We start from the raw sequence: 23,435 nt of genomic DNA on the forward strand, positions 1-23,435 counted from the left end.
GGCTTCACGAGCCTATCTGCGGCGCGGCGTTGAGAAAGGCCCGGCTCGCTGGAGCAAATCCACCTGCACGGAAGCGGGTAGAATGCCCGCTCAGCTCCTCCTGCAGCCAACGCAAGGTTTCAACGTCGTCGACATCGTACCATTCCGGTAGCTGCGTCGCGGCAAGCCCGATTTCCGCAGCACGCTCGCATGTACTGCGAGCTACGGTTTCAGTGCCCCAAGCGATCTGCGTGAACAGGTGCTTGTGCGGGTGCTTCAGGCCGATGAGATAGTAGCCACCGTCGCTAGCAGGCCCAAGCACCATCCGGTCGCCGGGCTCGCGCAGGGTTTCAACGGCCTGCACCAGCAAACGGGTTGGCAAGGTCGGGCTATCGCCATTGACGAGCAGGACACTGTCATGTCCAGCATCCAGGAGAGCGCGCGTCGCTCCGAACAGGACGTGCCCCAAATCATCCCCAGCCTGCAGCAGCAGCCCGAACCCCGCCGGAAGCAGCTGCCGCATGATGTGTTCGGCTCCCGCTGGAGCGTATACACCGTAGCCCCGCCTGCCGAGCGCCTCCGGGACCGCCTCGATTGCTGCGGCGACGTCGCGAAGAAAGCAGGCCGACAGCTCTGATGCGGCCACCTCACCTATGGCTGTCGCAAGTCGCGTCTTTGAGCGGCCTGGCTGCGGCGCCTTGCATATGATTCCGATCGCTGCGACGCTCACGGCAGGCGCCGGGACCGCAGGCGATCGGCGGCGATCGCGATCAATTGGAGCGCGTCATGACTGCCGTCCGCTTCGCCCTTTTCAAAATCCCCGTCGACGCGTCCCATTTGATTTGTCACATGGGCAAAACACAGGACGGGCTTTCGCCGAACTTGCGCGAACGCATAAAGCGCAGCGGCTTCCATTTCGACCGCCATCAGGCTCCTCTCGACCATGGCGTCGATCGCTCGCTGGGTTTCTCGAAACGGCGCGTCGGTCGTCCAGGTCGCGCCCGTGAGCACCGGCACGGAAAATTCGGCGAATGCGCCATCGAGCGCCGAGATCAATCCGGCATCAGCCTGCGAATAATCGGATGGTGCCATATAATGATAGCTGGTTCCTTCGTCACGCAGCGCACGTTCGATGAGAATGAAATAAGGCGGAGGGCATATCGGCACGATCTGTCCTGATGACGTGACGCTGATCAACAGTTTACAGCCCGATGCAAACATTTCCTCGGCGATCAGCACCGCGTACGAGGCGCCGACGGCGCAGCCGACTATTCCGAATTCAATCCCGCCGCGACTGAAAGCGTAAAGCTGCGTATGATAGCAGGCCCACCCTGATTCAAGCCGGGCGTCGCCACGGGCAAGCAGGCTGCGCACAATGTCGCCGTCGGGGTCGAGGAGGCAGATGTCCGGAATGCTGGAACTCGCAATCTGCTTTTGCCGGCGCGCTTGGCGCAGCAGATTTTCCGGCGTAAATGCGGACGGCTCCGTGTAATGCTTTTGCGCAAGGATAGGCGGGATCCCGCCGTCATTGATCGCCATCGCCAAACAAGCCTCGTTACGCCGTGGCCGGTCATTGGTAGCGTGCTCGTCGCCAGCGGGCAAGTTCGCAGCCTGAGCTGGCCGGAAATGTCGCCGACGTCACAAAAAAAGTGCGAGGGTGATGTAACAAACCAGTCCTCAACAGCGTAATTGCTAGCCCGCGTCCGCGGCGAAAGCTTTGCAATGCCAGAAACTGGCCGTGTTGATCCAACGGCGCGGATCGCTTAGCATCGGTCGTACAGAAAGCCGGTTCGATATTTTCATCATAGCAAGGGACATTGTGGCGTAACGATTATCTGCGACCACCATGGTTCCTTGGTGTCGAGGGCCAACATGGATCACGAGACAGCAGTTTCGAGGGCCAAGGAGATCGCCGATTGCATCCTCGCGCCGGCGGCCAGGCAAAACGACAAGGATGCCCGATTTTCATCCGAGGCGGTCGCGGCGCTCGGTCCGGCCGGATTGCTGGGGATCATGCTGCCCACCGAGGTGGGCGGCTCGGCCCTCGGACCGCGGAGCTTCGCTGCCGTCGTCACGACGCTCGCAGAGGCGGACGCATCCGCCGCGATGGTCTATCTGATGCACATGTGCGCGACCGCGACGATCGCGGCGGCCCGCCCAGGCGCAACGGTCGCGCAGACGCTGAAGGACATTTCGGCCGGTCGGCATCTCTCCACACTGGCATTCAGCGAAGCTGGATCGCGCAGCCACTTCTGGGCACCCATATCCCGAGCGCAGCGCAACGGCGTCAACGTGCGCCTCACGGCCAAAAAATCGTGGGTGACGAGCGCCGGTCACGCGCAAAGCTATGTTGTCTCGGCCCTCGCTCCTGATGGGACGGGTCCAACCGATTCCACCCTTTACATTTTGGCCAGCAGTACCCCCGGACTGTCAGTTGCCGGCCCCTGGGATGGCCTTGGGATGCGCGCCAACGCTTCCGCGCCGATGATCCTCGAGGATTGCGAGGTCGAGCCTGGTCTGCGGCTGACTGATGACGGCGCCGGCTTCAAGGCGATGCTGGAGACCGTGCTTCCATTGTTCAACCTCGGAACATCAGCTGTCGCGCTGGGCCTTTGTCGGGCTGCAGTGGCAGGGACTGCGGTTCATCTCAACAGCGCCCGTTTCGAGCATTTAGGCCAAACCCTCGGCGAGAGCCTGCCCACACTTCGCGCACAACTTGCGACGATGCAGATCGACACCGATGGACTTGCGGCGCGCATCGCCGATCTCGTCGATCACCTTGAGCGCCCGCGAGAGACCACCATGCTGCGCGCACTCGAGAGCAAGGCGGCCGCAGGTGATGTCGCTATCGCCGTTACCTCGACGGCGATGCGGGTGTGCGGAGGCGCGGCGTTCTCCAAGCACATGGCGATCGAACGACTGTTCCGCGACGCGCATGCGGGCGCCGTTATGGCACCGACGGGCGATGTCCTGCGCGAATTCATTGGGAAAGCCGTTTTGGGAATACCGCTGTTCTGAGCGCGAGAGCATCCGTCGCTTGGCCGCGCTTACGTCACGTTCGAATATTGAGCCAGGGAAGCGGGAGGCAGCCATGAGCCGGACGATCTGGGTAGGTGCCGTCGCATACGATCCGAAGGTAGTCGGCATCTGGGAAGGCATGCGACGCTATTGTCACGAGGAAGCAGCTCTGCCCGTCGAAGTCGTGTTGTTTCAGAGCTACGAGGCGCAGGTCGCCGCTCTCCTGGCCTTGCCCGGTGAGCCGCTGCCGCGCATCGATATCGGGTGGAATACAAACCTCGCCTATATCCAGTCCGATGCCTGGAGCGACAAGCGCTGCCGACCTATCGCGATGCGCGATACCGATGTGGGCTGGATGACCAAGATCGTCGCCGTCACCGGTGGACCGGTCGCCGGGCTTGCCGATCTTAAAGGCCGCACCTTGGCCCTCGGCAGCCGCGACAGCGGCCATGCGGCCATCCTTCCCGTCTATTTTCTGCAGCGCGAGGGGCTGGCTGAAGGGCAAGACTACCAAACGCTGCGCTTCAACACCGACCTCGGCAAGCACGGTGACACGGGGACAAGCGAGTCCGACGTCATTCGCGCAGTCCTCGACGGCCGCGCCGACGCGGGCGCAATAGGCAGCCCGTTCTGGAAGGCTGTGCGCACCGAGCGTCTGGTACCGGAAGGCGCGCTAACCGAGATCTGGACCTCGCGACCCTATAATCACTGCATGTTCACTGCCCGGGCCGATCTGGACCCCGCGTCGGAGCAGCGGTTTGCCAAAGCGCTTTTCGGGATGAGCTACGACAACCCAACGCATCGTCCGGTGCTCGAGGCGGAAGGCCTGCGCCAATGGATAGCGCCGCAGCTTGAGGCGTATGCCGAGTTGCGGGAAGCGTCGGCGCAGCAGGGCTTCCTAAAGCGGCCCTGAGCGCAGTCAAGCGCAATTGAAAATCATTGCCAAGCGGCGCTGATGCTCGGATTCGCGATCGAAGGCGCGGCGCACGGCTGCGAAGGAATCGGCGAGCGGAAATATCTCGCGGGAGACCAACAGGTCGTTATCCTCGGCTCCAACCGGATGCCAAAAGACACCTTCTGCTGTAATCGTCACCTCGGGAACCAGGTCCGCCCTTGCCAATGCGACGCCCTGCGTGGCGGAACCCCGCAGCGCAATTCGCCTGATCACCCGGTTCTCCTCGCTGACGTGATGGGCGTCAAGAAAGCTGCGAAACTCCTCGGCCTCCGCGTCAGTCGACACAGTCGCCGCCAATCGCACCCTGAATCCTTCGGCGCGGGTTAGCTCGATTCCTTTCCAGGCGCGTGCCCATGTCCCCTTTCCACGATGGCTGTCGTGGCGCTCCGGCGTCGGGCTGTCGAGGCTAATCTGGAAGATCACGCGCTCGCGCGGCAACGAACGCAGCGTTGCGAGCCGACTTCCGGCAAACAGCATGCCGTTGGTGAGCACCGTGGTCGGCGCCGCCGCAGCGCATGCGGCAATCATTTCACCAATATCCGGCAGCATGAATGGCTCGCCGCCGGTCACAAAAATTTCGCTGACGCCGAGCTCAGCCGCCTCGACAGCGATCCGTCGAACCCGCTCGATACCAAGCGCCCGCCGCGGCGCCTTGGGTGACGAGCGAACGCAGCAATAGTCGCAGCTCAGGTTGCAGTCGAAATTTGTGTAAAGCCATAGGCGAGAGCCGACAGCCCGGTCTTCTCCTACATTCTCGGGAGCCTCTCCGTACCGGAGCACCCATCGGGTGCGCCCGTCTTCGACTGCTACGTCGACCAGACTGTTACGGGTGAAGCGACACCAGGCCTCGAGCTCGCGGCCGACACTTGGCTCGCTGCTGATCACGGCGAGGAGATCGCCCTTACGGCTACGGCGCAGCGCAGCTATCAAATCCGGCAGGAGGCCCGAGGCAAATGTCTTGGTGCCTGCGTCGAGTTCAACGTTCGCGGGCGTTCTCATGCATAAATCCGTGGTCCTCCGGTCTACCGCACCAGTTTCGCACCAGAAACGACCTCGCTAAGGCGCAACGAACGCGATCAATCTGCGACGAAAATGCAGTAAAATCAATCTTCGCGTTATAGTGTGTCAATCGGCTTCCAAATTTGGCTCTGACTCACTTGTGATGCAGTTCGAGGGATGTCTGGCGCTTTGATTTTAGGGGAGAATCAGCGCCATGCAGCAAGCACTCCACCGCTCCAGTCTGGTGCCGCGTGGCTTTGTTGTGGAGAGTGCGTGTCCATCAGCGACACTGCATTAACCATATCATCGCGGTAAGACTGAGAGCCAGCCACGGGTCGCTGCGCTGATACCGCAAGAGGTGGTGGTTCTGGGCCACACAACGCCCGATTCTTGCGATTGCGTTTGAATTCCTTGAGCTTGCCGAAGAAATTCTCGATCAGGTGGCGCCAACTGTAAATGTGCTTGTCGATGTCGAGAGACTGAGCGCGTCTTTGATGCTGCGAGATGACGACCTTGGCCTTGCGCTCGGGTCTTCGATGATCCAGTTGGAATCAAAAGCCTTGTCGGCGATCAAGCCGCCGAATTCGATGTCCTTGATCAGGGACGACGCCGACGGTGTCGAACTAATGGCCGGAAGTAGGATGAACCGCACCAGATTCCCAAGCGCGTCGGACGCGAGGGTGGTCCAGCCGCCCTTCGACTTGCCGATGGCCTGATTTTTGGTCCCTCTTTTGCTCCCTGTGCGTGGCGGTGATCTTTGACGATTGTCGCGTCGACCAGGCGAACTCCATGTCCGGATCATCCGATACGGCATCAAATATTCGCCCGAAGACGCCGGCCTTCACCCAATCGCGATACCGCTTGAACACCGTCTTCCAGTTGCCGAACGTCGGCGGTAGATCTCTCCAAGGGCTGCCCGTGCGGGCGATCCACAGCACTGCTTCGAGAAGACAAGCGGTATCGCCCCCTGTGCGGCCGGGATCGGTCGGCTTGCCCAAACACAACGGCTCCATCTCTTGAACATCGACACCTCGCTCACGGCAGCCATCCAGCTCGGTATTCAGTCTCCGCCGTTCGAAACCTCTGACGTTTGCCTAGCACTTCCAAGTTAGTGCGCGAGCTTCAGAAGAACTCAACTGCACCCGTCTCGAGGATGTACATTGCGCCGGTGATCTTGATCGTACCCATGGCCTCCGACGTTTCAATCCGAAAGGCGCCTCACCGATCTAGCCTTTAGATCGCGCGCGCCTGCCTGCGAACCTCATTTGCAATCGGCCTCAAGGATTCCGGAGCGGCCTGCCCGACCAGGCTGTAGCCCACGCCATCGTCAGCCCAGGCGAAGCCTCCGACATTGCCCTGCGACCGGGGCGTCATGGGTGCATCATGGTCCGCACTGCTCATCGGCCGGGTCAGCATGACAATCCGGCTGCCGCGGTCATCGTCATACATGAACATTGCAGCGGGGCCGCGCGGGGTGGCGACAAGCCGTCCTCCCATCAATCGGTAGCCCGAAGTCGTCAAATCCGGCACCTTCACCGGCCGATGCAGCCGGTCGGAGACCCACTGTACGAGTTGGGTAGAATCGGAGGCGCGAATCTCGACGGGTCGGACGCGGTCCGGCGCGTAGACGTTGTATGAAGCGGTGGCCTCCTGCGCGAGCGCAACCAGTCCGCCCGGCGCCACCTCTAGCGCGCCGCGCGCGGCCCAGCCGCCCAGACCGCCAATGCTCAAGAATAGCATCGCCGCCATCGCCCAGCGGGCTATCGAAGGCCGTCGCGCGCGGTTCTCGATGATTCGCGACAGATTCAGCTCCGGAGGCAGGGGCTCTTCGGCGATCGGCGCGAGTGCCGTGCGCAACAGCTCCCGCTGGCCGGTGAACGCAGCGACGCGTTTGGCGACGTCCGGATGTTCGCGCAGATAGTCGGCGACTTCTTCCTGCCGCTCCGACTCAAGGACATGATCCACATAGGCGTGGAGATCATCTTCCGTGATTGGTCGAGGGCTCATTCTCCCCTCCGTAGTGACACGACGTTGGTGGACATATTGTCCGCAATCCCTTCGATCTCCTGCTGTAGTCTTTCACGTGCCCGGGAAAGCCGCGACATCACTGTACCCACAGGGATGTCAAGCACCTTCGCGGCATCCGCATAAGAGAGGTCCTCGATCGCGACAAGCAGCAGCACGGCGCGCTGGTCTTCCGGCAGTCTTGCGAGCTTGTTCAGGACATCCTGACACAATAGTTTACGTTCCTGGGTGGCGGCCTCGCCGAATTCGTTCTCATTGGTCTCGTCGATCGGGACATGCCCGCCGCGGGTCGCCGATTGGCGAAACTGAGTGATCGCCAGGTTGTGGAGGATGGTGAAAAGCCAGGCGCGAACGTCGCCTTCGCGCCGCTGATACCAGCGGCTGACGGCGCGCTCCAGGCAATCCTGCACAAGGTCGTCGGCATTGGCACGATTGCGAACCAGGGCGCGGGCATAGCGGCGGAGCGCGGGTATCAGCGGTTCGACCTGCAGCAGCATGTCTTTCATTGTGCGCTCCGCCTGCGGCCCACCTCAATCTACCACTATCGGGTTTGCACCTGTACTGCCGCTCCGAACGTCGTCGCATCTCCGGGGGCGATGACCAGGTAGCGCCGCTCCGAAGTCGCGGGATCGTGGACGATTTGCCGGATCGGACCGGTCGCATTGACGATCGCCGATCCCGCCGGATTGGTCACAAAGGCCGCCAGCGGTTGCAGGGTGCCGCCCCCGTCCGCGCGATCGGCCAGTGCGAGCACGTACTTCTGCTTCGGCTCGAGCCCCGTGACGGACGCCTGCAACACCTGGATCAGTCCCTGATCAAACAGCGAAACGCTGGTTGGCGCCTGTCCGTCCTTTGCGTCTTTCACCGCCAGCGCCAGATGCAAGACCTGGCCGGCGACACCGAGAGGCTGCAGGTTCTGGCGATTGTCAGGATTCGGGGCAGCATTGGGCACATAGGCGATCGCCTGGGGCGCCTGTCCGACCGGAATGTTTGCGATCACGGTGTTGGTTGCAGTGTCGATCGCTGCGAGCTCATCGGCATTCTCCAGTCCGACATAGATACGCGACCCATCGCCGGACGGCCACACGCCGTGCGGAAGACTCCCGACCGGGATGGCTGCGACCTCCGAAAAATCGTCGGTGCGGAATACCCTGACTTCGTTCAGGCCGCCGATCGTCACATAGGCAAACGTTCCCTTTGCCGTATGGGCGAAGTTCACGTGGTTCGTGATCGGGCCCGTCTCGATGGTCTTGATCAGGTTGAACGGCGGCCTGGCGTTGAATACCTGAGTCCTGCCGACATCCTTGAGCGTGAACCATACCTGGCTCCCCTCCGGCGTCGCCGCGATGTTCGGACAGAATGGGCTTTCCTGCTTGACCTTTGCAATGATCGTGTGGTCGGCGACGGAGACGATTTCGGTTTCCGGATTGAACGACGAGCAGATATAGCCGTACTTGCCGTCGGGCGAGAACATCTGCATGCCGGGCCCGCTGGGCGTCGTGATGCGGGTCCTCTCAGTGAACGTCTTGCTGTCAATCACGGAGATATAGTTCTCGCCACGCACCGTCACCCAGACCTCCCTGCCGTCGGGGGTGAAGAACGCTTCATGCGGCGAGCGGCCGACATATGTCATATGCTTCACGGCATTCGTGGCAGTGTCGATGAAGGTCACGGAATTCGATCCGATCGAAACCACGGCCAGCGTCCGATGATCGGGCGAATAACCCATGCCATGGACGAGAACCTGTCCCTTGTAGAGAGGGCTAAAATTGGCCGGCTGCGGGTCCCCCAACCTGATAACACCGAGGAGCTTGTTATCGACCGGGTCGGTCACCGAGACCGTATTGGAGAATTGTTCCGCGGCGTAAATGCGGTCGTGATGGCTGATCGGGACGTCAGGCGCGGCTAGCGCGCCGGGCGCCTGGCCTGCCCAGGCACTGCCACAGGTCGCAAACACGGTGCCTGCAAGAAGAAGGCTTTTGGCGAACGAGAACAGCTTGCTCATCTTCATCATCCCTTGGTTAAAGGCGAGGCAACTTTCGTGATGTCGGCCACAGCTTCGGCAAAGGCTTGAGGGGCCTCCTGCGGCAGATTGTGCCCGATGCCGCCCGTGACGGTCCGGTGCGAATACTGACCGGAGAACATCTTTGCGTAAGCCACGGGCTCGGGATGCGGCGCACCGTTCGCGTCGCCTTCCATGGTGATGGTCGGCACGGTGATGACCGGTCGCTGGGCGAGCTTCTTTTCCAGATCGTCGTATTTCCGTTCGCCCTCGGCGAGGCCGAGCCGCCAGCGGTAATTGTGGATCGCGACCGCGACATGATCGGGATTGTCGAATGCCTTCGCGCTGCGATCGAAGGTGGCGTCGTCGAACGCCCACTTCGGCGACGCGAGCTGCCAGATCAGCTTCGAGAAGTCGTGACGATATTTGTCATAGCCGTCTCGGCCGCGCTCGGTCGCGAAATAGAATTGGTACCACCACTGCAGCTCGGCCTTTGGAGGCAGCGGTTTCTCTTCGGCTACCGGGTTGCCGATCAGATAACCGCTCACCGAGACCATGGCCTTGCAGCGTTCCGGCCAGAGCGCCGCGACGATGTCAGCCGTCCGCGCGCCCCAGTCGAAACCGGCGAGCGTCGCCTGCTCGATCCTGAGCGCGTCCATCAGCGCGATAGTATCGACGGCGACTGCCGACGGCTGGCCGTTGCGGATCGTCGTATCGGAGAGGAAGCGCGTGGTTCCATAACCGCGCAAATAGGGCACAACCACGCGATAACCCGCCGACGCCAGCAAGGGCGCGACATCGGCAAAACTGTGAATGTCGTAGGGCCAGCCATGCAGTAGGATGACGGGCGCGCCGTCGGCGGGACCGGCTTCGGCGTAGCCGACATTGAGAAGCCCGGCGTCGACTTGCTTCAGCGACGCGAACGAGGTGTTCGTGCTCGGCTTGAAATTGCGCGTATCCGGGGTCTTCTTGCTGGCTGGTTGGGCGTTGGCGAAACCGTTGAGGGCGAACTGGGCTGCAGCAAATGTCATGGCCGCTATGCCGAAAAAGCGACGCCGATCTTGATTGATCTTGTCTGACATTTGGTTTTCTCCTTTCGTTCGCGAGGTGCTGACGATTTCATCGGGCCGTGGCCGGTTTAGTTTGCAATGCCGCGATCAGCTCACTAGGTGGTGGGTCTCGTCATCGTAATGGCATGTCGATCTGCATGCCGGAGTGGTGATGCTGGGCCGGAGTGGAAGCCGGTTCCTGTTGCGTCGGAGCAGGCGTGGAATTCGTTATGGATTCGCCAATCGCAAGCTTCATCGCCGCGATTTCCTGCATCTGATCGACGATGATCTCCTGCGCGATGCGTCGCAGCTGTTTGTTCCTGCCGTAGCGCAGTTCGCTGATCGCCATGTCGATCGCACCTTGATGATGAGGGATCATCATCGCTGCGAAATCTCGGTCGATATCCCCGGTCGGCTTGATCGCCATATCGTTCATCATCTTGATCATTGCGGCCTCGTTCTCCTTCCAGAACGGAGCTTCGTCGGCGGCCGTCGCTGGCTGCGCGGACGGGTGGACTTCGTGCGCCAGCACATGCGACGGAAGCGCAAACGCGATAAGAAGGCGAGCGCCAAGGACCGCAACGCCGAGACCATGCCTCGGAAGCGTGCCGCCGAGCGCCGTCATGACGCTGCGAAATGATGGCCGATACATTCTGAACTCCGTAGGTGTTGCATTCGGGGTGGGACGTATCGCGACGCGTCTTATTCCGCCGGACCGCTACAAAGAATCTCGGCGGCGCCAACGATGGTCATCCCAGGATCAGGGATGACAAGGGATCATCGACATGAGTTTGAGGCTGCGTCCCATAGGCGTGCCGCGTAGACGTGCTGTCCATTCTGTGAACTTGCGCGTGCGACCGAACCTGCGGCTCGGCAAGGATATGTCTTGGGGTAGCCGCAAAAGCGGCAGGAGCGCCAAGCAAGATGGCGCCGAGCACCAAAGTCGTGAAGACGAGAACAGTGCGACGTGATTTTTCAACGGTCATTTCAATTCTCCATTGTTAGATCGTTCGACGAATGATTGGGCGGACTTCGACGACGCCTGAGCGGGTTGCTTGAGGGTGGGACGTAGGAGCTGGCGTCCCTATTCCGTCGGACCGCGAAAAAATCTGGAGCAGTCGCTGGCAATCGTGAAAAATGCAGCCGTTACAAAGGCAAGAACCGCCAGGGCGCCTGATCACATAAGCGTTAGCGAAGACTTCCGGCTCTTAGCCTTGGGCGCGAACTTACCGAAAGATGATCCAAGTGTTTATTCAGAGCAACGCTAGAACTTAGCAAAGAGCGGGGCGTCGCTGCATTGGCAAAAAAAGAGGCCGATGGCGTTGGTTGCCATCGGCCCAATGACCTGACGGCGCCCACGCAAGGCACCGAAGAACGTCTCGGGAGGTAAGCGCTCGTCACAGCTTTCAATTACCCACAAATTCTCCTCCGACCATGGCGCCCAGCGCGATGTCGTGCGCTTGCAGGTCGGCGCCTATGAGCACTCGCTGGTGCGCATCGCTGGCGATCCCGAGCAGCGCTACCGCATCTGGTCCGGCTCGCTCGTCAACAATGCGGGGCCGAGCCGATGAGCAAGGTCGAGGTCAACAACAACGACCTCGACGCGAGCATCGGCGCAAGCCCGGGCGACGTCGCCATTGTTGCCGACTACGAGGTCGAGGTTATCCAGGAGCTGGCGCAAGGCCCGCCGGGTCCGCAGGGACCGCCCTCGACGGTGCCCGGTCCGCCGGGACCGATGGGGCCACAGGGTTATCCCGGCGTCGATGGCAACACGATTCTCTATGGCCCGGCCAACCCGACGCCAGAGACCGGCACCGTCGGCGACAGCTACATCAACACCACGACGAACATGCTGTTCGGTCCGAAGTCGGCGGCGACCGGCTGGCCGCCCGGGATGTCGCTGATCGGTCCGCAAGGCATCCCGGGCAACACAATCCTTTATGGCGCTACCGATCCGACCGGCGCAGTCGGCGTCAATGGCAATTTCTACATCAACACCACCACGCATTTCATGTTTGGCCCGAAAGCGGGCGGTGCATGGCCTGCGGGCACGTCCCTGATCGGCCCGCAAGGGCCGCAGGGCATTCAGGGCAACCAAGGCATCCAGGGCAATACCGGGACGCGCGGTAGCCTGTTCTATACCGGCGTCGGTCCGCCCGGCACGATCTCGGGCCAGCTCGACGGCGACAGCTATCTCGACACGTCGAACGGCGATGTCTACACGCTGACGGCAGGCTCGTGGGGCGCGCCGGTCGGCAACATCAGAGGGCCGCAGGGCATTCAGGGTCCGCCAGGAGCAATCCCCGAAGCACCGACCGATGGCGTCTACTACACGCGGCGCAATGGCGCGTGGGTCGATGCGGGCGGTGCCTTCGTGCGCTTCGACGCCGCGCAAGCTCTGACCACCACGCAGGCGCAGCGGGCACGGATGAACGTCTATGCCGCGCCGTTCGATGCGATGGCCTTCAACGGTCTTCAATTCAACGGCAACATGGATGTCAGTCAGCAATATGCAAACACGGCAGTCCTTCTCGGCAACGCCTCCGGTGTCTACATCGCTGACGGCTTCCAGGCCGTGGTCAATGCGACCAGCGGCGCGATGCGAACGCAACTCACGCCACCAGCGGGCGCACCTCCATGGGGCAAGGCTTATCAAAACGCCTTGCAGTTCTGGTGCACGACGGCACTGCCCGCGCTGACGACCACGTCCTATGCGGCCATCTTCCATACGGTCGAAGGCTATCGCGCGCAGCGGCTTGGCTTCGGCAGCGCATCTGGCAACATGCCGTTCACGGTCGCCTTTTGGATTTGGGCGGTGGCTCCGTTCACTGGCGCGCTCTCCTGCCGCAACAATGGCGGCTCGCGCTCCTATGTCACGCCCTTCACCGTCAATGCCGCGCAGACTTGGGAGTACAAGACGCTCACCGTCCAGCCCGACAACACCGGCACTTGGCTTTACACCAATGGCGTCGGGTTGAATTTGTGCTGGTGCTTCGGCTGCGGGCCATCGTTCGTCGCTCCTGCGCAGGATGCGTGGCAAGCCGGAAGCTATCTTGGGCTCGCGGGCACCACGAACTATTTCGCCACCGTCAACAACTCGGTGCTGATCACTGGCGTCGGCATCTATCCCGGCACCGAAGCTCCGTCCGACTTCCGCTCTCCGTTCATCTCGCGGCCCTATGACGAGGAGTTGAAGATTGCGCAACGCTACTATGAGACCACCTACGACTACGGCGTGCTTCCCGGCTCGACCGGGTTGCCTTCCGGCTTCGATCAAATCGCGATCACGTTGGGGGCGTCGGGGACGTTCGACGGCACCTCGCAATCCGGCAAGGGCTATCAGTACCAGACGCCGAAGCGCGTGCCGCCGTCCGTGACCCCTTACTCTCCGCAATCAGGCGCGGCCGGGAAGGTGGCGGACTTCGTCGCGGGCGCGGATGTGCCTGCGGTTCTCGCCACGATTGGGACCACCGGCTTCCGCTGGCTCTCGACGCAAATCGGATCGAGCCGCGTGCTCTCGCTTGGCGTCCACTTCACGCTCGATAGCAGGATTTGATTTCATGGCGGACTACAAGCTCCAAGGGGACGGCAGCGTGATCCGCGCCGCAGATAGCGCGGTGATCCCAAACGCCGATGGCAACCGGGATTGGGAAGCGTATCAGCAGTGGCTGGCGGACGGCGGCGTGCCCGACCCCTACAAGCCGCCGCTCGACGTTGACCCCCTCAACATCAGAACAACCGCACAAATTCTCGGCGTGGAGAAGTAGGCCATGGCTGCCATCGACCTCATTGGGACCGCGTCGAACGACGAGTTCGCTGGTCGCGTCATGATGATCATGTTCAAGGTGGCGCAGGCCGTCGCGAGCGAGGACCCGGCGACGGCCGACCACGCCGCCCGCTTGCGCTACGCCGAGATGGTGATCCGGGGCGACGAGAAGCCGAAGCTGGTTTCGGCGCACGTCATCTCCTCCAACCCGACCATCTCCGCCGCCATCGAAAGCGATCCCGACGCCTTGGGCTCCAACGTGCTGGACAGCGACATCGAGTTCGCGCTGTCCTCGATCTGGACGGCGCGCTCGCTGGCGTTCGCGGCGGCGGCCTGAATACCTGCGAGCCGGAAAAGACCGAAATAAACTCACCCACCGGCTCGACCGTGACCGCGTCTTTGACCGCCGTGAAAACGCGGGGACTGATTAGGATTTGACCGGGCTTGGCTTCGTCGCAAAGCCGAGAGGCTACGTTGGATACCGTGCCGATTGCAGCATAGTCGAAGCGCCCCTCGAACCCGACGGTGCCGAGCGTGGCAAATCCGTGCGCAATACCGATGCCGAAGCCGACATCGTGGCCTAGCTGACGCCACTTTTCCATCAAGGCTCCCAGGGCCTCACGCGTTTCGAGCGCCATCAGCACCGCCCGGAGCGCCGGGTTGTCAACGGGGACAGGGTCATTGAAGACCACCATCACCCCGTCGCCGGCGTAGCGTTCAAGCGTCCCGCTGTACTTGATAATGATTCCGCCAATCGCTGCGTGGTAGTCGCGCAGCAGCGCCATTACGTCTTCCGGGGCCGAGGCTTCAGAGAAGCCCGTAAAGCCGCGAAGGTCGCAGAACAGCGCGGTGATCTCCCCGCGGTGGCTCTCAAGCTGCTTCTCTGCCCCCGACGCGACGATCAGGTCAGCCACCTGCGGAGGCAGGAACCGGCGGAGCCTGCTCATGCGTTCGATTTCACCAATTTGGTCGGCTACGCGCTGTTCGAGTTGATGGTTGAGCTTCTCCACCTCGTCTGTTCTCTCCCGCAGTTCTTTCAGAAGTCGCGCGTTCTCGATGGCGATCACGGCCTGATCTGCGAACGTGGTGAGCAGCGTCATCTGCTTGTCGGTGAAAGGGCGCACGGAGTAGCGCGCCATGCCGAACACGCCGATCGGGGTTCCCCCGCGCAGCAGCGGGGCGCCCATCAAGCTGCGATAGCCGCCGAGTCTCTGCGCCTTGCTCAGCTTGTATTCCGGATCTGTTTGCGCATCGAGAATCTGGACAGTTGTGCGCTCGAGCAGAGCTCTACCGGTCACGCTCTCACGACCCGGCTCGAAAGGTATCCGCTCCAGCTCCTCTTTGAGCTCCGTCGTCCACCCGTAGTGCGCCTGGACCTGAAAATAACCTGCCTCGTTTGGACGTGCGATATGTCCGATATCCGCCTCGCAAAGTCGGACGGCTGAATCGACCAGTGTGTCAAGCACTACCTGCAGATCGAATGTCGAACGGCTGATCACCTTGAGCACTTCAGCGGTCGCGCTTTGTTGCTGCAGCGCCTCAGCAAGTAACTTTCGCGTCTTGGCAAGTTCGATTGTTCGCTGGTGGAGATGTTTTCGCAGGTCGGCTGCCGAGGACCGTTGACCGGCGGCAGCGGTTGGCCGCTTACGGCGCTTCAGCCTGGGCCTCTCGGGCCGGCGCACAGTCATAGCCGCGCTCCCCGGCAGGTACTGGTCCAGCAAGCTCCGACGGGTGGCAAGCCTGTCATCACTGCTTAACTCCGGCTCCGCAAGTGGAACCAAAAGCTAGCACATCAGTGCCGGCATGGGAGGGGCCAAGACCGCTTAGTCACACAGCCGAACAAGGCTCGGAAGGAGCACATGATTTCTGCTTCCCTTCCAAAGCACAAAGTCGCTGCGCTCCAGCCCGCTGCGCGGGAGCAGGAGCCGAGAGGCCGGTAGCCGGTTGAGAGGATAGTAGTAGCACTGGAGAGCCCCGTCCTGAGAATCGAGGTGTCGCAAGCCTCACTCAGAATGGAGCTCCCCATGAGCAAGACTAACACCGTCAGTCCGCTGCGTCAGCGTATGATCGAAGACATGGCTGCGCGCAAGCTCAACCCGCACACTCAGCGTGGCCACATTTACAGTTGCAAGCGGTTCGCCGCCTGGCTCAAACGCTCGCCCGATACGGCAACGCCCGACGAGGTGCGCCGATTTCAGCTGTACCTGATCGAGAGCGGAACGAGCATCTGCAACCGCAATCGGATCATGACCGGGGTACGGTTCTTATTCCGCGTCACGCTGCGTCGCCACGATCTGGCGGCCGAGGTCTGGCACATCAAGGAACCCGAGAGGCTGCCGCCGGTGCTGAGCCCTGAGGAGGTCAAGCGTGTCCTGACCATGGCAACGAGCCTGAAGGCACGAGCGATGCTGACGCTGGCCTATGGTTGCGGATTGCGCGCCGGCGAGGTGGTGCGGCTGCGGGCGGGTGACATCGACAGCGAGCAAATGATCATCCGCATCGTGCAGTCGAAAGGCCGCAAGGACCGGCACGTGATGCTGCCGCCGGAGGTCGTGAAGCTGTTGCGGCAATGGTGGAAGCTGCGGCCGACCGCGTCCAAACGGTGCGGCTTACTCGATGTCCGCTACATCCCAATACCGACCAAATACCGGAGCGCAGCGAAATGACGCGATGGGCCAAGCGGTCATTCGGCGCTAGTCTGAGCGCGCTCATTCAGGCAACCCCGCTTTGCTGAGGCCCTCAATCAACAGCTTCGCCTTTGATTGCCCGCCCCGAGCGATGAACCCGCTTATTGTAAAGGCGGGGTCGGCCTCAAGCAGACGCGCCGCCGCCTCACGGGCCTCCGCGTCACGTCCGAGATGGGCGAAAGCGGCGGCGCGACAGCGGTAAGCTGGCGTATAGTCGGGGCGCTGGCGAAGCGCTTTCTTCCCTGCGAGAATGGCCTCGTCAAAGCGACGAAGCTCAACAAGGGCCTGCCCCATCCCAGCAAACAAGTGGAGTAGCTGCGGGTCTACCGGGTTCATGCGAATGGCACGCTCAAAGCTCCGGACTCCTTCCTCCGGCAGCCCCGCAAGTTTGAGATAGGCGTAGCCTCTGGAGTACCAGGCAAAATATGAATTGGGGTTGAGCGCGACCGCCCTGTCGGCCATTTCGATCGTACTTTCGCAATCGCCGACCATCCACGTCGAAATATTGCAAGCCATTGCTAACGTGTCGGGATCACCATCATCGACACTCAATGCCAAGCGAAGAAGCCGGACTGCCTCCTTGCGCTCGAATTGAGGATCGATAGCATAGCCTTGAAGGATGTTTTGCGTATGGCAGACACCTGCAGAGCGGCAACAAAGCCGAATTGGGGATCCAGCTCCAAAGCGCGATGAGACAGCCTTATCGCCTCGGCCAATCCTTCGCGGGTGATCGGATAGTACTGCTGCATCGCTCGGAGAAAATAATCATAGGAGGTGAGGTTCTCTGGTCGCCGCCGCGTCGCTATTGCAATTTCTGTTTGAAGCAATTTTGGCTGAATGGCTGAGACAACCGCGACCGTGACTTCGTCCTGGAGAGCAAAGACGTCCGTCAGGTCACGCTCGAACCTGTCCGCCCATAGATGCGCGCCTGTCGCCGCATCAATCAACTGTCCTGTGATGCGAACCTTCCCCCCGGCCTTGCGCACAGACCCTTCAAGGACATAGCGCACGCCGAGCCTGCGTCTGACCTCCTTGATATCGACAGAAGTGCCCTTGAAAGTGAAGCTCGAATTGCGAGCGATTACGAACAACCATTTGAACCGCGAAAGCGCTGTCGTGATCTCCTCAACCATCCCATCCGCAAAGTACTCCTGCCCGGGATCATCGGACATGTTCTGGAAAGGCAGCACTGCAATCGAGGGCTTGTCCGGCAAGGCCAGCGGTGGTTCCGAAGTCCGAGATGCCACGTCGCCACGGCTGGAATTGAGCAGCAGGTGGTAGACATGCACAGGTCGGACGATGTTCTTGAGAGCTAGCTCGCCGAGATCCTCGAACTCGAAGGCGATCTTGCCGCGTGCGTGATTGAGGACTGTCTGGGATATGCAGATGCCGCCGGGCTCGGCCACTCCCTCCAATCGCGCCGCGATGTTGACACCGTCGCCATAGAGGTCGCGACCCTCAACAATCACATCGCCTAGGTTGATCCCAATGCGGAATTCGATGCGTTTCTCCGGAGGGATATCGGCATTGCGTTCGCACATGCCCAGCTGGACCTCGATCGAGCAGGATATCGCATCCACCACGCTCGGAAACTCGATGAGGATGCCATCACCCGTCGTCTTGACCACGCGACCACGATATTGCTTGTTCTTGGGATCAATCAGCTCTCGGCGATATTCCTTCAGGCGCGCGAGCGTACCGGCCTCGTCCGCACCCATTAACCTGCTATACCCGGCGATATCGGCAGCGAGTATGGCGGCGAGCTTGCGCTTGACCTGATCCGAAGCCATCCGGGTTTCCCTCCCGGCGAATAAACCCTCTGCGGCTCACCGCACGCAAACGGGGACAGCACCGCTTCTGCGCGAACGTCGGGCCGATTTGCGTGGAACTCAAGGGCCCACCAGCAAAGATATCACGGCAGCAGAATATCGGATGCGAAACCGTCGCGGCGTTTCGACACAGTGTATGTTTATAGCGCGACAATCTGGGTGGGAAGCACTGTCACCCTGATTGCCGCGCCGCAGTATGTTCGACGCGCCGCATTTTTTGACCGCTTCGAACGTCGCCCTTTTGCGATAGACGACCGCGCGTCGACGTCCGCTATGCCCCGTAAGCGATCGAGGTTTGGTGGCGGTGCAATACGGCGCGAAGGGCACATGGGCAGACGTCGCGGCTCTTCACGCGGGTTTGGTTCAACTCAGTTTGACGAGCATTTTTCCTGTATTTTCACCCCTAAACAGCCCAAGGAAGGCATTCGATGCCTGTTCGACCCCATGAAAGACGGTCTGCCGCCACTTGATCTTACCTGCTGCATGCCAAGCTGCCAGATCTCTTGCGAAGGCAGGTTGCAAATTCATGTGGTTCAAGATGACAAAGCCCTGCAGGCGCAAACTTCTGGTCACAGCCATAAACAAGTTGCGCGAACCGTTCGGCTGCGAAGCAGCATTGTAGTCAGAAATCATGCCACACAGTGCGAACCGGCCAAATGTCCTTGCGTTAGCGAGCGCCGCGTCCAGGTGCTCACCGCCAACATTGTCAAAATAGACATCGATGCCGTCTGGAGCGGCTAAGGTGAGCGCCGCAGTCAGGTCTGAAACGGATTTGTAGTCGATTATCTCATCAACCCCGAGCTCGTCTTTCACAAACGCAGTCTTTTCTGCTCCTCCGGCGGAGGCGATTACCTTATGGCCTTTAAGTTTTGCGATCTGGCAGACCATTGAACCCACGGCACCCGCGGCACCGGAAACAAAGACGACGTCGCCCTCTCGGAGGCCCGCAATGTGCAGCAAGCCAACATATGCCGTTAAGCCTGGCACCCCGGCTACCCCCAAGAAGGCTTCGGCCGGCAAGCCGTGAGCATCCAACTTGCGGACTTTGTTGGCCGGAGCATTAAAGGCCTCCCGCCAACCGTACATGCTCTGGACTAGATCGCCAGGCCTAAGTGATTGATCGTTGGATAGTACGACTTCACCAATAGCATCGCCCTGCATTGCGACCCCAAGAGCGAAAGGCGGGACGTAGTTGGGGGCATCACTCATCCGGCCCCGCATGTACGGATCAACGCTCATCCAAATATTGCGGACCTGAACTTGGCCTTCGTTAGGTTTAGGTAGTTCAACTGTAGCCAACTCGAAATCGTCGGCTGTCGGCATTCCAACTGGTCGGTTCTTCAATCGAATTTCACGTGATTTCAGCATAATCTTCTCCGTGCCGTAGCAGAATGCGTCTTACGTTTGCATTTGATCAAGCCCACAAAAACAAAGAGCGGCGGCGGGCACCAGGAGATGGGCTATCGAAGAGCCAATAAGCGGTCCCTTGATGCTTCCGCCGCTACTCCTTTCGACACTCCTTGCCCGTGCCTGTGTCACGGGCGTCAATCCCCGAGCGCCGTAATGATGTCGCGCCACTAGAGACTATTCCTCTAGCGAAGTCGGATGGTAGCTACGCCGTAGCACGCTGAGATAGACAAAACGTCGCATTGGTTGGGCAGCGATTTCTGCATGGGTCACGTTCCGCTATGCTCCGTTGACGACCGAGGTTTTGCGGCGGTGCGATATGTCGCGATGGGCACATTAGGCGACATGGCAACCGCGACGGCGGAGGTGAGCGGTCATTCGGATTTAGGGCCGGTGGCAATTCCGTTGTCGCGCGGCAGTGTAATGATGAACTCGGCAAAGACGCCAGGCTCAGTCTCGACGTCGATCCGGCCTCCGTGTTGCTTGACGATGATGTCATGGGTCATTGAGAGTCCGAGCCCCGTTCCTTCCCCTGTCGGCTTTGTAGTGAAGAAAGGATTGAACATCTTTTCGCGTACTTCAGACAGGATGCCTGTGCCGTTGTCGCGAATACGGATTTCGACTGTCTTGCCGAGGTTCCTCGTGGAAGCGCTGAGGACTGGTTCAAAGCTCTCGTCGCCCGTTTCGAGCTTGCGCCTAGTCGCGGCATAGAAGCCGTTGGAAATCAGGTTGAGCAGCGCCCGTGTGATCTCCTGCGGATACAGCTCGACCGCACCAGCGCGCGGGTCCAGGTTCTGCCGCAGCGTGATGGTGAAGCCCGACTTCTCTGCTCGCGCGCCGTGATAGGCGAGATTAAGGCTGTCCTCGACGATGGCATTGATGTCGACTCGCCGATGCTCGCCGGAGCCTTCGCGCGAATGCAACAGCATGTTTTTGACAATGGAATCGGCACGCTTGCCGTGCTGGACGACCTTTTGCAGATTGTCCTTCAGAAGGCCGGTGAGCTCATCGACTTCGCCGCGAATTCCTTCGGCGAGCGTGGTCGAGGCGAGGACGTCGTTCAGCTCGTCCGTCAACTCGGCCGACAGCGCGGCAAAATTGTTGACGAAGTTGAGCGGGTTCTTGATCTCGTGGGCGATGCCGGCGGTAAGCTGGCCGAGCGAAGCGAGCTTTTCGGTCTGGATCAGGCGATCTTGCGCCGCGCGGAGTTCATCGAGCGAGGCGGCAAGTTCCTTGGTGCGGGACTGCACTTCGTCGAAAAGGCGCATATTCTCGATCGCGATGACGGCCTGGTCGGCGAAGCTGGTCACGAGCTCGATCTGCTTTTCGCTGAACGGCCGGACGGCGCGACGTGCGAGGACAATGGCGCCGATCGGGCTGCCTTCGCGCAGCAAGGGCACACCAAGGAAGCTGCGCGGATTGCCGCTGAGCTCCTGGCCTTCAAAGGAGTAGTCCAGGTCTTCGAGCACATCGGTGACATGGACCACCTTGTCGCCGAGCAAAGTCCGGCCCGTGATCGTGCGCTTGTCCGGCCGGACCGGGAGATCTTTCACATATTCGGCGAATTTGGTGGGGAAGCCGTAGGAGCCCGCCCGGAAGTAAATATTGCCAGTCTTGCGGGTGATCGCCGCCATATCGGCTTCGCATAGTCGTGCCGCCGATTCGACCAGCGTATCGAGCACGGCCTGCAGGTCGAACGCGGAGCGGCTGATCACCTTGAGCACGTCGGCGGTCGCCGTCTGCTGTTGCAGCGCCTCGGTCAAATCCTCGGTGCGATGGCGCAATTCGTCGAGCAGCCGCGCGTTCTCGATGGCGATCACGGCCTGCGCCGCAAACTGCTTCAGCAAGGTGATCTGCTTCTCGGAGAACGGCCGGTTCTCCTGCCTGAAGATCATGACGTTGCCGACCACGCGCTCGTCCTTGAGCAACGGCACCGCAAGCAGGCAGCGCGCACCGCCGAGATCGACCAGCGCGCGACGGTTCGGCTCTCCGCTGCGATAGGCCTCGGACTCGGCAAGGTCGGTGATTTCGACGAATGGCTCTCCCTTCAACAGCCGTGCAGGCGCGGTGGCCGGACCATAATCGAGCGGCTGTTTGCGCCGGAACGCATCGTAAGCGGGGGGCAGGCCGTAAGTGGCCGCCGTGTGGAATTGCGCTCCATCGTAGGTGTTGAGCACGCCGAAATTGGCGCCGCAGAGCTGCATTGCCTTGCACAGCATCGCGTCGAATACCGGCGCGAGATCGCCGGCCGATCGGCTGATGACGCTCAGCACCTCAGATGTCGCGGTCTGCTGCTCCAGCGATTCGGTCAGCTCATGCGTCCGCGCCTGAACTTCCTCGAACAGCCGAACGTTGCCGATCGCAATCACCGCCTGGTCGGCGAAGGTCTGGAGCAGCGCGATCTGCTTGTCGCTGAACGGGTGCACCTCCTTGCGGCGGAGCACAATGGCGCCGATGCTCTCCTTTTCCCGCAGTAGCGGCACGCTCAAAATGCTGCGGTGGCCCATCCGGATCGAAAGCTCGCGCCCGTCGGAGAAATCCGCGTGCTTCTCGTCGCGAAGATCCTCGATATGCACGGTCTTCTGGTCGATGAAGGCGCGGCCCGCGGTCCAGCGGCGGTTGATCGGCCATTTCTCGAGCCCGATCGGGATCGGGCCATGATGGGCGCTGAAGCGGAGATCGTCGCCGTCTCTCAGCACCACGGCCGCATCATAGGCATCGCACAGCTCGCAGGCGCATTCGACAATGGCTTTGAGAGCCGGGGCGACCTCGGTCGGCGACGAAGCGATCACCTTCAGGATGTTGGAGCTGCCGGTCTGGTAGGTCAGGGCCTCCGTGAGATCGCGCGTCTTGGCCTGCACCTCGTGGAGCAGCCGCGTGTTCTCGATGGCGATCACCGCTTGTGCCGCAAAATTTTCCAGCAACTCGACCTGCTTGTCGCTGAACTCTTGCACCTCCTTGCGGTAGACGGCAAAGGCGCCGACAAGCTCGCTCTCCTTGAGCATCGGCACAATCAGAACGGTGCGGGCTGCGGCGACCTTGTAGATCAGATCGTCGGGATGCTCGGTGGCAATATCGGCAATGTGAACCAGCGCCTTGGTCTCGACGAGGCGCCCCAGCGAAGGCGCCCCATCAAACGGCGCGATGAAGTGTGGCGGCGTTTCCTGGTCGGGCGCATACGATTGCGGCACGTTTTGAGCGGCCATTCGCGCCACCCGCCGCAACCTGTCGCCTTTGTATAGGAGCAGCGTCCCAAAACTGGCGCGGCAGATGCCCACGGCCTTTTCCAGCATGGCCTCGAACACCGGCCCAAGCTCGCCAGGCGAACTGGATATGACTTGCAGCACTTCCGCCGTCGCGGTCTGCCGCTCGTTTGCATGTTTCAGCTCGTGGGTGAGAGTGCGTACCTGCTTTCGCAGGTCGGCAATGGATGGGGCCTTAGTCGATGCTTTGCGAACCTTGGGCCTATTCGCGCGCCGACTCTTGATCGGACGTTCGCTTCCACCGCGTCGCCACATTTCGCTCGCCCCGAGGGGATCAGAACAGGACAGGGCCCAACCCTATACAAATCCCGGGTTTCGCGCCATGGGCCGAAGTCAGCTCCGGGTCATTCTCGACTGAGCCAGCCGGTCCTGCCCACCATTTAATGTCAGCTTTTACCTGAAAGCGACCGCATTGTTGCGCGCACGCGAAATGGCGGAAAGGGCAGCCGTCGCAAC

General features: G+C 61.0%; 20 protein-coding genes. 5 read left to right on the top strand and 15 right to left on the bottom strand.

Features of this window, described 5'->3' with window-relative positions:
* Window positions 1-4: 4 nt before the first annotated feature.
* Both QA640_RS32260 and QA640_RS32265 read right to left on the bottom strand, forming a co-directional pair.
* Entirely contained in the window at window positions 5-709 is a 705-nt protein-coding gene (locus tag QA640_RS32260) for a TIGR04282 family arsenosugar biosynthesis glycosyltransferase (RefSeq protein ID WP_283036866.1), read from the bottom strand.
* Window positions 706-1,518 carry a nucleoside phosphorylase gene (locus QA640_RS32265; RefSeq protein ID WP_283042949.1) on the bottom strand — a complete coding sequence of 271 codons (813 nt, stop codon included), beginning with the start codon at window positions 1,516-1,518 and terminating at the stop codon, window positions 706-708. The genes QA640_RS32260 and QA640_RS32265 overlap by 4 nt, the downstream gene beginning before the upstream one ends.
* A gap of 333 nt (window positions 1,519-1,851) precedes the next feature.
* Here QA640_RS32265 and QA640_RS32270 point away from each other — a divergent pair, with 333 nt between their 5' ends.
* Entirely contained in the window at window positions 1,852-2,997 is a 1,146-nt protein-coding gene (locus tag QA640_RS32270) for an acyl-CoA dehydrogenase family protein (RefSeq protein ID WP_283036867.1), read from the top strand.
* Window positions 2,998-3,070: 73 nt separating this feature from the next.
* Window positions 3,071-3,910, top strand: a complete 840-nt coding sequence (locus QA640_RS32275; protein ID WP_283036868.1) for a PhnD/SsuA/transferrin family substrate-binding protein — start codon at window positions 3,071-3,073, stop codon at window positions 3,908-3,910.
* 6 nt (window positions 3,911-3,916) lie between these two features.
* Here QA640_RS32275 and QA640_RS32280 read toward each other — a convergent pair whose 3' ends face one another.
* The 8 genes from QA640_RS32280 to QA640_RS32315 form a co-directional block, all read right to left on the bottom strand.
* Window positions 3,917-4,837, bottom strand: a complete 921-nt coding sequence (locus QA640_RS32280) for a radical SAM protein (protein ID WP_283036869.1) — start codon at window positions 4,835-4,837, stop codon at window positions 3,917-3,919.
* Window positions 4,838-5,387: 550 nt separating this feature from the next.
* Window positions 5,388-5,765: a hypothetical protein gene (locus QA640_RS32285; RefSeq protein ID WP_283036870.1), complete on the bottom strand. Its 378-nt coding sequence runs from the start codon at window positions 5,763-5,765 to the stop codon at window positions 5,388-5,390.
* Window positions 5,766-6,184: 419 nt separating this feature from the next.
* Window positions 6,185-6,958, bottom strand: a complete 774-nt coding sequence (locus QA640_RS32290; protein WP_283036871.1) for an anti-sigma factor — start codon at window positions 6,956-6,958, stop codon at window positions 6,185-6,187.
* On the bottom strand, window positions 6,955-7,482 hold the full coding sequence (locus tag QA640_RS32295) for an RNA polymerase sigma factor (protein WP_283036872.1): 528 nt from the start codon (window positions 7,480-7,482) through the stop codon (window positions 6,955-6,957). The genes QA640_RS32290 and QA640_RS32295 overlap by 4 nt, the downstream gene beginning before the upstream one ends.
* A 35-nt stretch (window positions 7,483-7,517) precedes the next feature.
* Window positions 7,518-8,987: a YncE family protein gene (locus QA640_RS32300; protein WP_283036873.1), complete on the bottom strand. Its 1,470-nt coding sequence runs from the start codon at window positions 8,985-8,987 to the stop codon at window positions 7,518-7,520.
* Window positions 8,987-10,060 (bottom strand): alpha/beta hydrolase, encoded by a 1,074-nt coding sequence (locus QA640_RS32305; protein WP_283036874.1) that lies wholly within the window; start codon window positions 10,058-10,060, stop codon window positions 8,987-8,989. The genes QA640_RS32300 and QA640_RS32305 overlap by 1 nt, the downstream gene beginning before the upstream one ends.
* 100 nt (window positions 10,061-10,160) lie before the next feature.
* Window positions 10,161-10,652, bottom strand: coding sequence for a DUF305 domain-containing protein (locus QA640_RS32310; protein WP_283036875.1), 492 nt, complete (start codon window positions 10,650-10,652; stop codon window positions 10,161-10,163).
* Window positions 10,653-10,776: 124 nt separating this feature from the next.
* Entirely contained in the window at window positions 10,777-11,013 is a 237-nt protein-coding gene (locus tag QA640_RS32315) for a hypothetical protein (protein WP_283036876.1), read from the bottom strand.
* Between the two features lie 581 nt (window positions 11,014-11,594).
* Here QA640_RS32315 and QA640_RS32320 point away from each other — a divergent pair.
* Both QA640_RS32320 and QA640_RS32325 read left to right on the top strand, forming a co-directional pair.
* Entirely contained in the window at window positions 11,595-13,583 is a 1,989-nt protein-coding gene (locus QA640_RS32320; protein ID WP_283036877.1) for a hypothetical protein, read from the top strand.
* Window positions 13,584-13,587: 4 nt separating this feature from the next.
* Window positions 13,588-13,794 (top strand): hypothetical protein, encoded by a 207-nt coding sequence (locus tag QA640_RS32325; protein WP_283036878.1) that lies wholly within the window; start codon window positions 13,588-13,590, stop codon window positions 13,792-13,794.
* Between the two features lie 193 nt (window positions 13,795-13,987).
* Here the strand turns inward: QA640_RS32325 and QA640_RS32330 are convergent, their stop codons facing one another.
* A complete protein-coding gene (locus QA640_RS32330) occupies window positions 13,988-15,481 on the bottom strand; it encodes an adenylate/guanylate cyclase domain-containing protein (RefSeq protein WP_283036879.1) in 1,494 nt (497 codons plus the stop codon).
* A 336-nt stretch (window positions 15,482-15,817) separates the two neighbouring features.
* Between QA640_RS32330 and QA640_RS32335 the strand changes: the two genes are divergently transcribed.
* Window positions 15,818-16,459 carry a tyrosine-type recombinase/integrase gene (locus QA640_RS32335; RefSeq protein WP_283036880.1) on the top strand — a complete coding sequence of 214 codons (642 nt, stop codon included), beginning with the start codon at window positions 15,818-15,820 and terminating at the stop codon, window positions 16,457-16,459.
* A 42-nt stretch (window positions 16,460-16,501) separates the two neighbouring features.
* Here QA640_RS32335 and QA640_RS32340 read toward each other — a convergent pair whose 3' ends face one another.
* The 4 genes from QA640_RS32340 to QA640_RS32355 all read right to left on the bottom strand — a co-directional run bounded on the left by QA640_RS32340 (window position 16,502) and on the right by QA640_RS32355 (window position 23,063).
* Complete coding sequence (locus tag QA640_RS32340) at window positions 16,502-17,038, bottom strand: tetratricopeptide repeat protein (protein ID WP_283036881.1); 537 nt, start codon at window positions 17,036-17,038, stop codon at window positions 16,502-16,504.
* Window positions 17,029-18,270, bottom strand: coding sequence for an adenylate/guanylate cyclase domain-containing protein (locus tag QA640_RS32345; RefSeq protein WP_283036882.1), 1,242 nt, complete (start codon window positions 18,268-18,270; stop codon window positions 17,029-17,031). The genes QA640_RS32340 and QA640_RS32345 overlap by 10 nt, the downstream gene beginning before the upstream one ends.
* 402 nt (window positions 18,271-18,672) lie before the next feature.
* Window positions 18,673-19,677 carry an NADP-dependent oxidoreductase gene (locus QA640_RS32350; protein ID WP_283036883.1) on the bottom strand — a complete coding sequence of 335 codons (1,005 nt, stop codon included), beginning with the start codon at window positions 19,675-19,677 and terminating at the stop codon, window positions 18,673-18,675.
* Window positions 19,678-20,090: 413 nt separating this feature from the next.
* Window positions 20,091-23,063: a GAF domain-containing protein gene (locus QA640_RS32355; RefSeq protein ID WP_349253646.1), complete on the bottom strand. Its 2,973-nt coding sequence runs from the start codon at window positions 23,061-23,063 to the stop codon at window positions 20,091-20,093.
* Window positions 23,064-23,435 lie beyond the last annotated feature (372 nt).

Source organism: Bradyrhizobium sp. CB82, assembly GCF_029714405.1.
In the GTDB taxonomy this organism is placed as follows: domain Bacteria; phylum Pseudomonadota; class Alphaproteobacteria; order Rhizobiales; family Xanthobacteraceae; genus Bradyrhizobium.

What these genes read in the sequence shown, in the direction of transcription:
- QA640_RS32265 (WP_283042949.1), bottom strand. Translation starts at nt 1,518, where the DNA reads ATGGCGATCAATGACGGCGGGATCCCGCCTATCCTTGCGCAAAAGCAT.
- QA640_RS32270 (WP_283036867.1), top strand. Translation starts at nt 1,852, where the DNA reads ATGGATCACGAGACAGCAGTTTCGAGGGCCAAGGAGATCGCCGATTGC.
- QA640_RS32275 (WP_283036868.1), top strand. Translation starts at nt 3,071, where the DNA reads ATGAGCCGGACGATCTGGGTAGGTGCCGTCGCATACGATCCGAAGGTA.
- QA640_RS32285 (WP_283036870.1), bottom strand. Translation starts at nt 5,765, where the DNA reads ATGCCGTATCGGATGATCCGGACATGGAGTTCGCCTGGTCGACGCGAC.
- QA640_RS32290 (WP_283036871.1), bottom strand. Translation starts at nt 6,958, where the DNA reads ATGAGCCCTCGACCAATCACGGAAGATGATCTCCACGCCTATGTGGAT.
- QA640_RS32295 (WP_283036872.1), bottom strand. Translation starts at nt 7,482, where the DNA reads ATGAAAGACATGCTGCTGCAGGTCGAACCGCTGATACCCGCGCTCCGC.
- QA640_RS32300 (WP_283036873.1), bottom strand. Translation starts at nt 8,987, where the DNA reads ATGAAGATGAGCAAGCTGTTCTCGTTCGCCAAAAGCCTTCTTCTTGCA.
- QA640_RS32305 (WP_283036874.1), bottom strand. Translation starts at nt 10,060, where the DNA reads ATGTCAGACAAGATCAATCAAGATCGGCGTCGCTTTTTCGGCATAGCG.
- QA640_RS32310 (WP_283036875.1), bottom strand. Translation starts at nt 10,652, where the DNA reads ATGACGGCGCTCGGCGGCACGCTTCCGAGGCATGGTCTCGGCGTTGCG.
- QA640_RS32315 (WP_283036876.1), bottom strand. Translation starts at nt 11,013, where the DNA reads ATGACCGTTGAAAAATCACGTCGCACTGTTCTCGTCTTCACGACTTTG.
- QA640_RS32320 (WP_283036877.1), top strand. Translation starts at nt 11,595, where the DNA reads ATGAGCAAGGTCGAGGTCAACAACAACGACCTCGACGCGAGCATCGGC.
- QA640_RS32325 (WP_283036878.1), top strand. Translation starts at nt 13,588, where the DNA reads ATGGCGGACTACAAGCTCCAAGGGGACGGCAGCGTGATCCGCGCCGCA.
- QA640_RS32330 (WP_283036879.1), bottom strand. Translation starts at nt 15,481, where the DNA reads ATGACTGTGCGCCGGCCCGAGAGGCCCAGGCTGAAGCGCCGTAAGCGG.
- QA640_RS32335 (WP_283036880.1), top strand. Translation starts at nt 15,818, where the DNA reads ATGAGCAAGACTAACACCGTCAGTCCGCTGCGTCAGCGTATGATCGAA.
- QA640_RS32345 (WP_283036882.1), bottom strand. Translation starts at nt 18,270, where the DNA reads ATGGCTTCGGATCAGGTCAAGCGCAAGCTCGCCGCCATACTCGCTGCC.
- QA640_RS32350 (WP_283036883.1), bottom strand. Translation starts at nt 19,677, where the DNA reads ATGCTGAAATCACGTGAAATTCGATTGAAGAACCGACCAGTTGGAATG.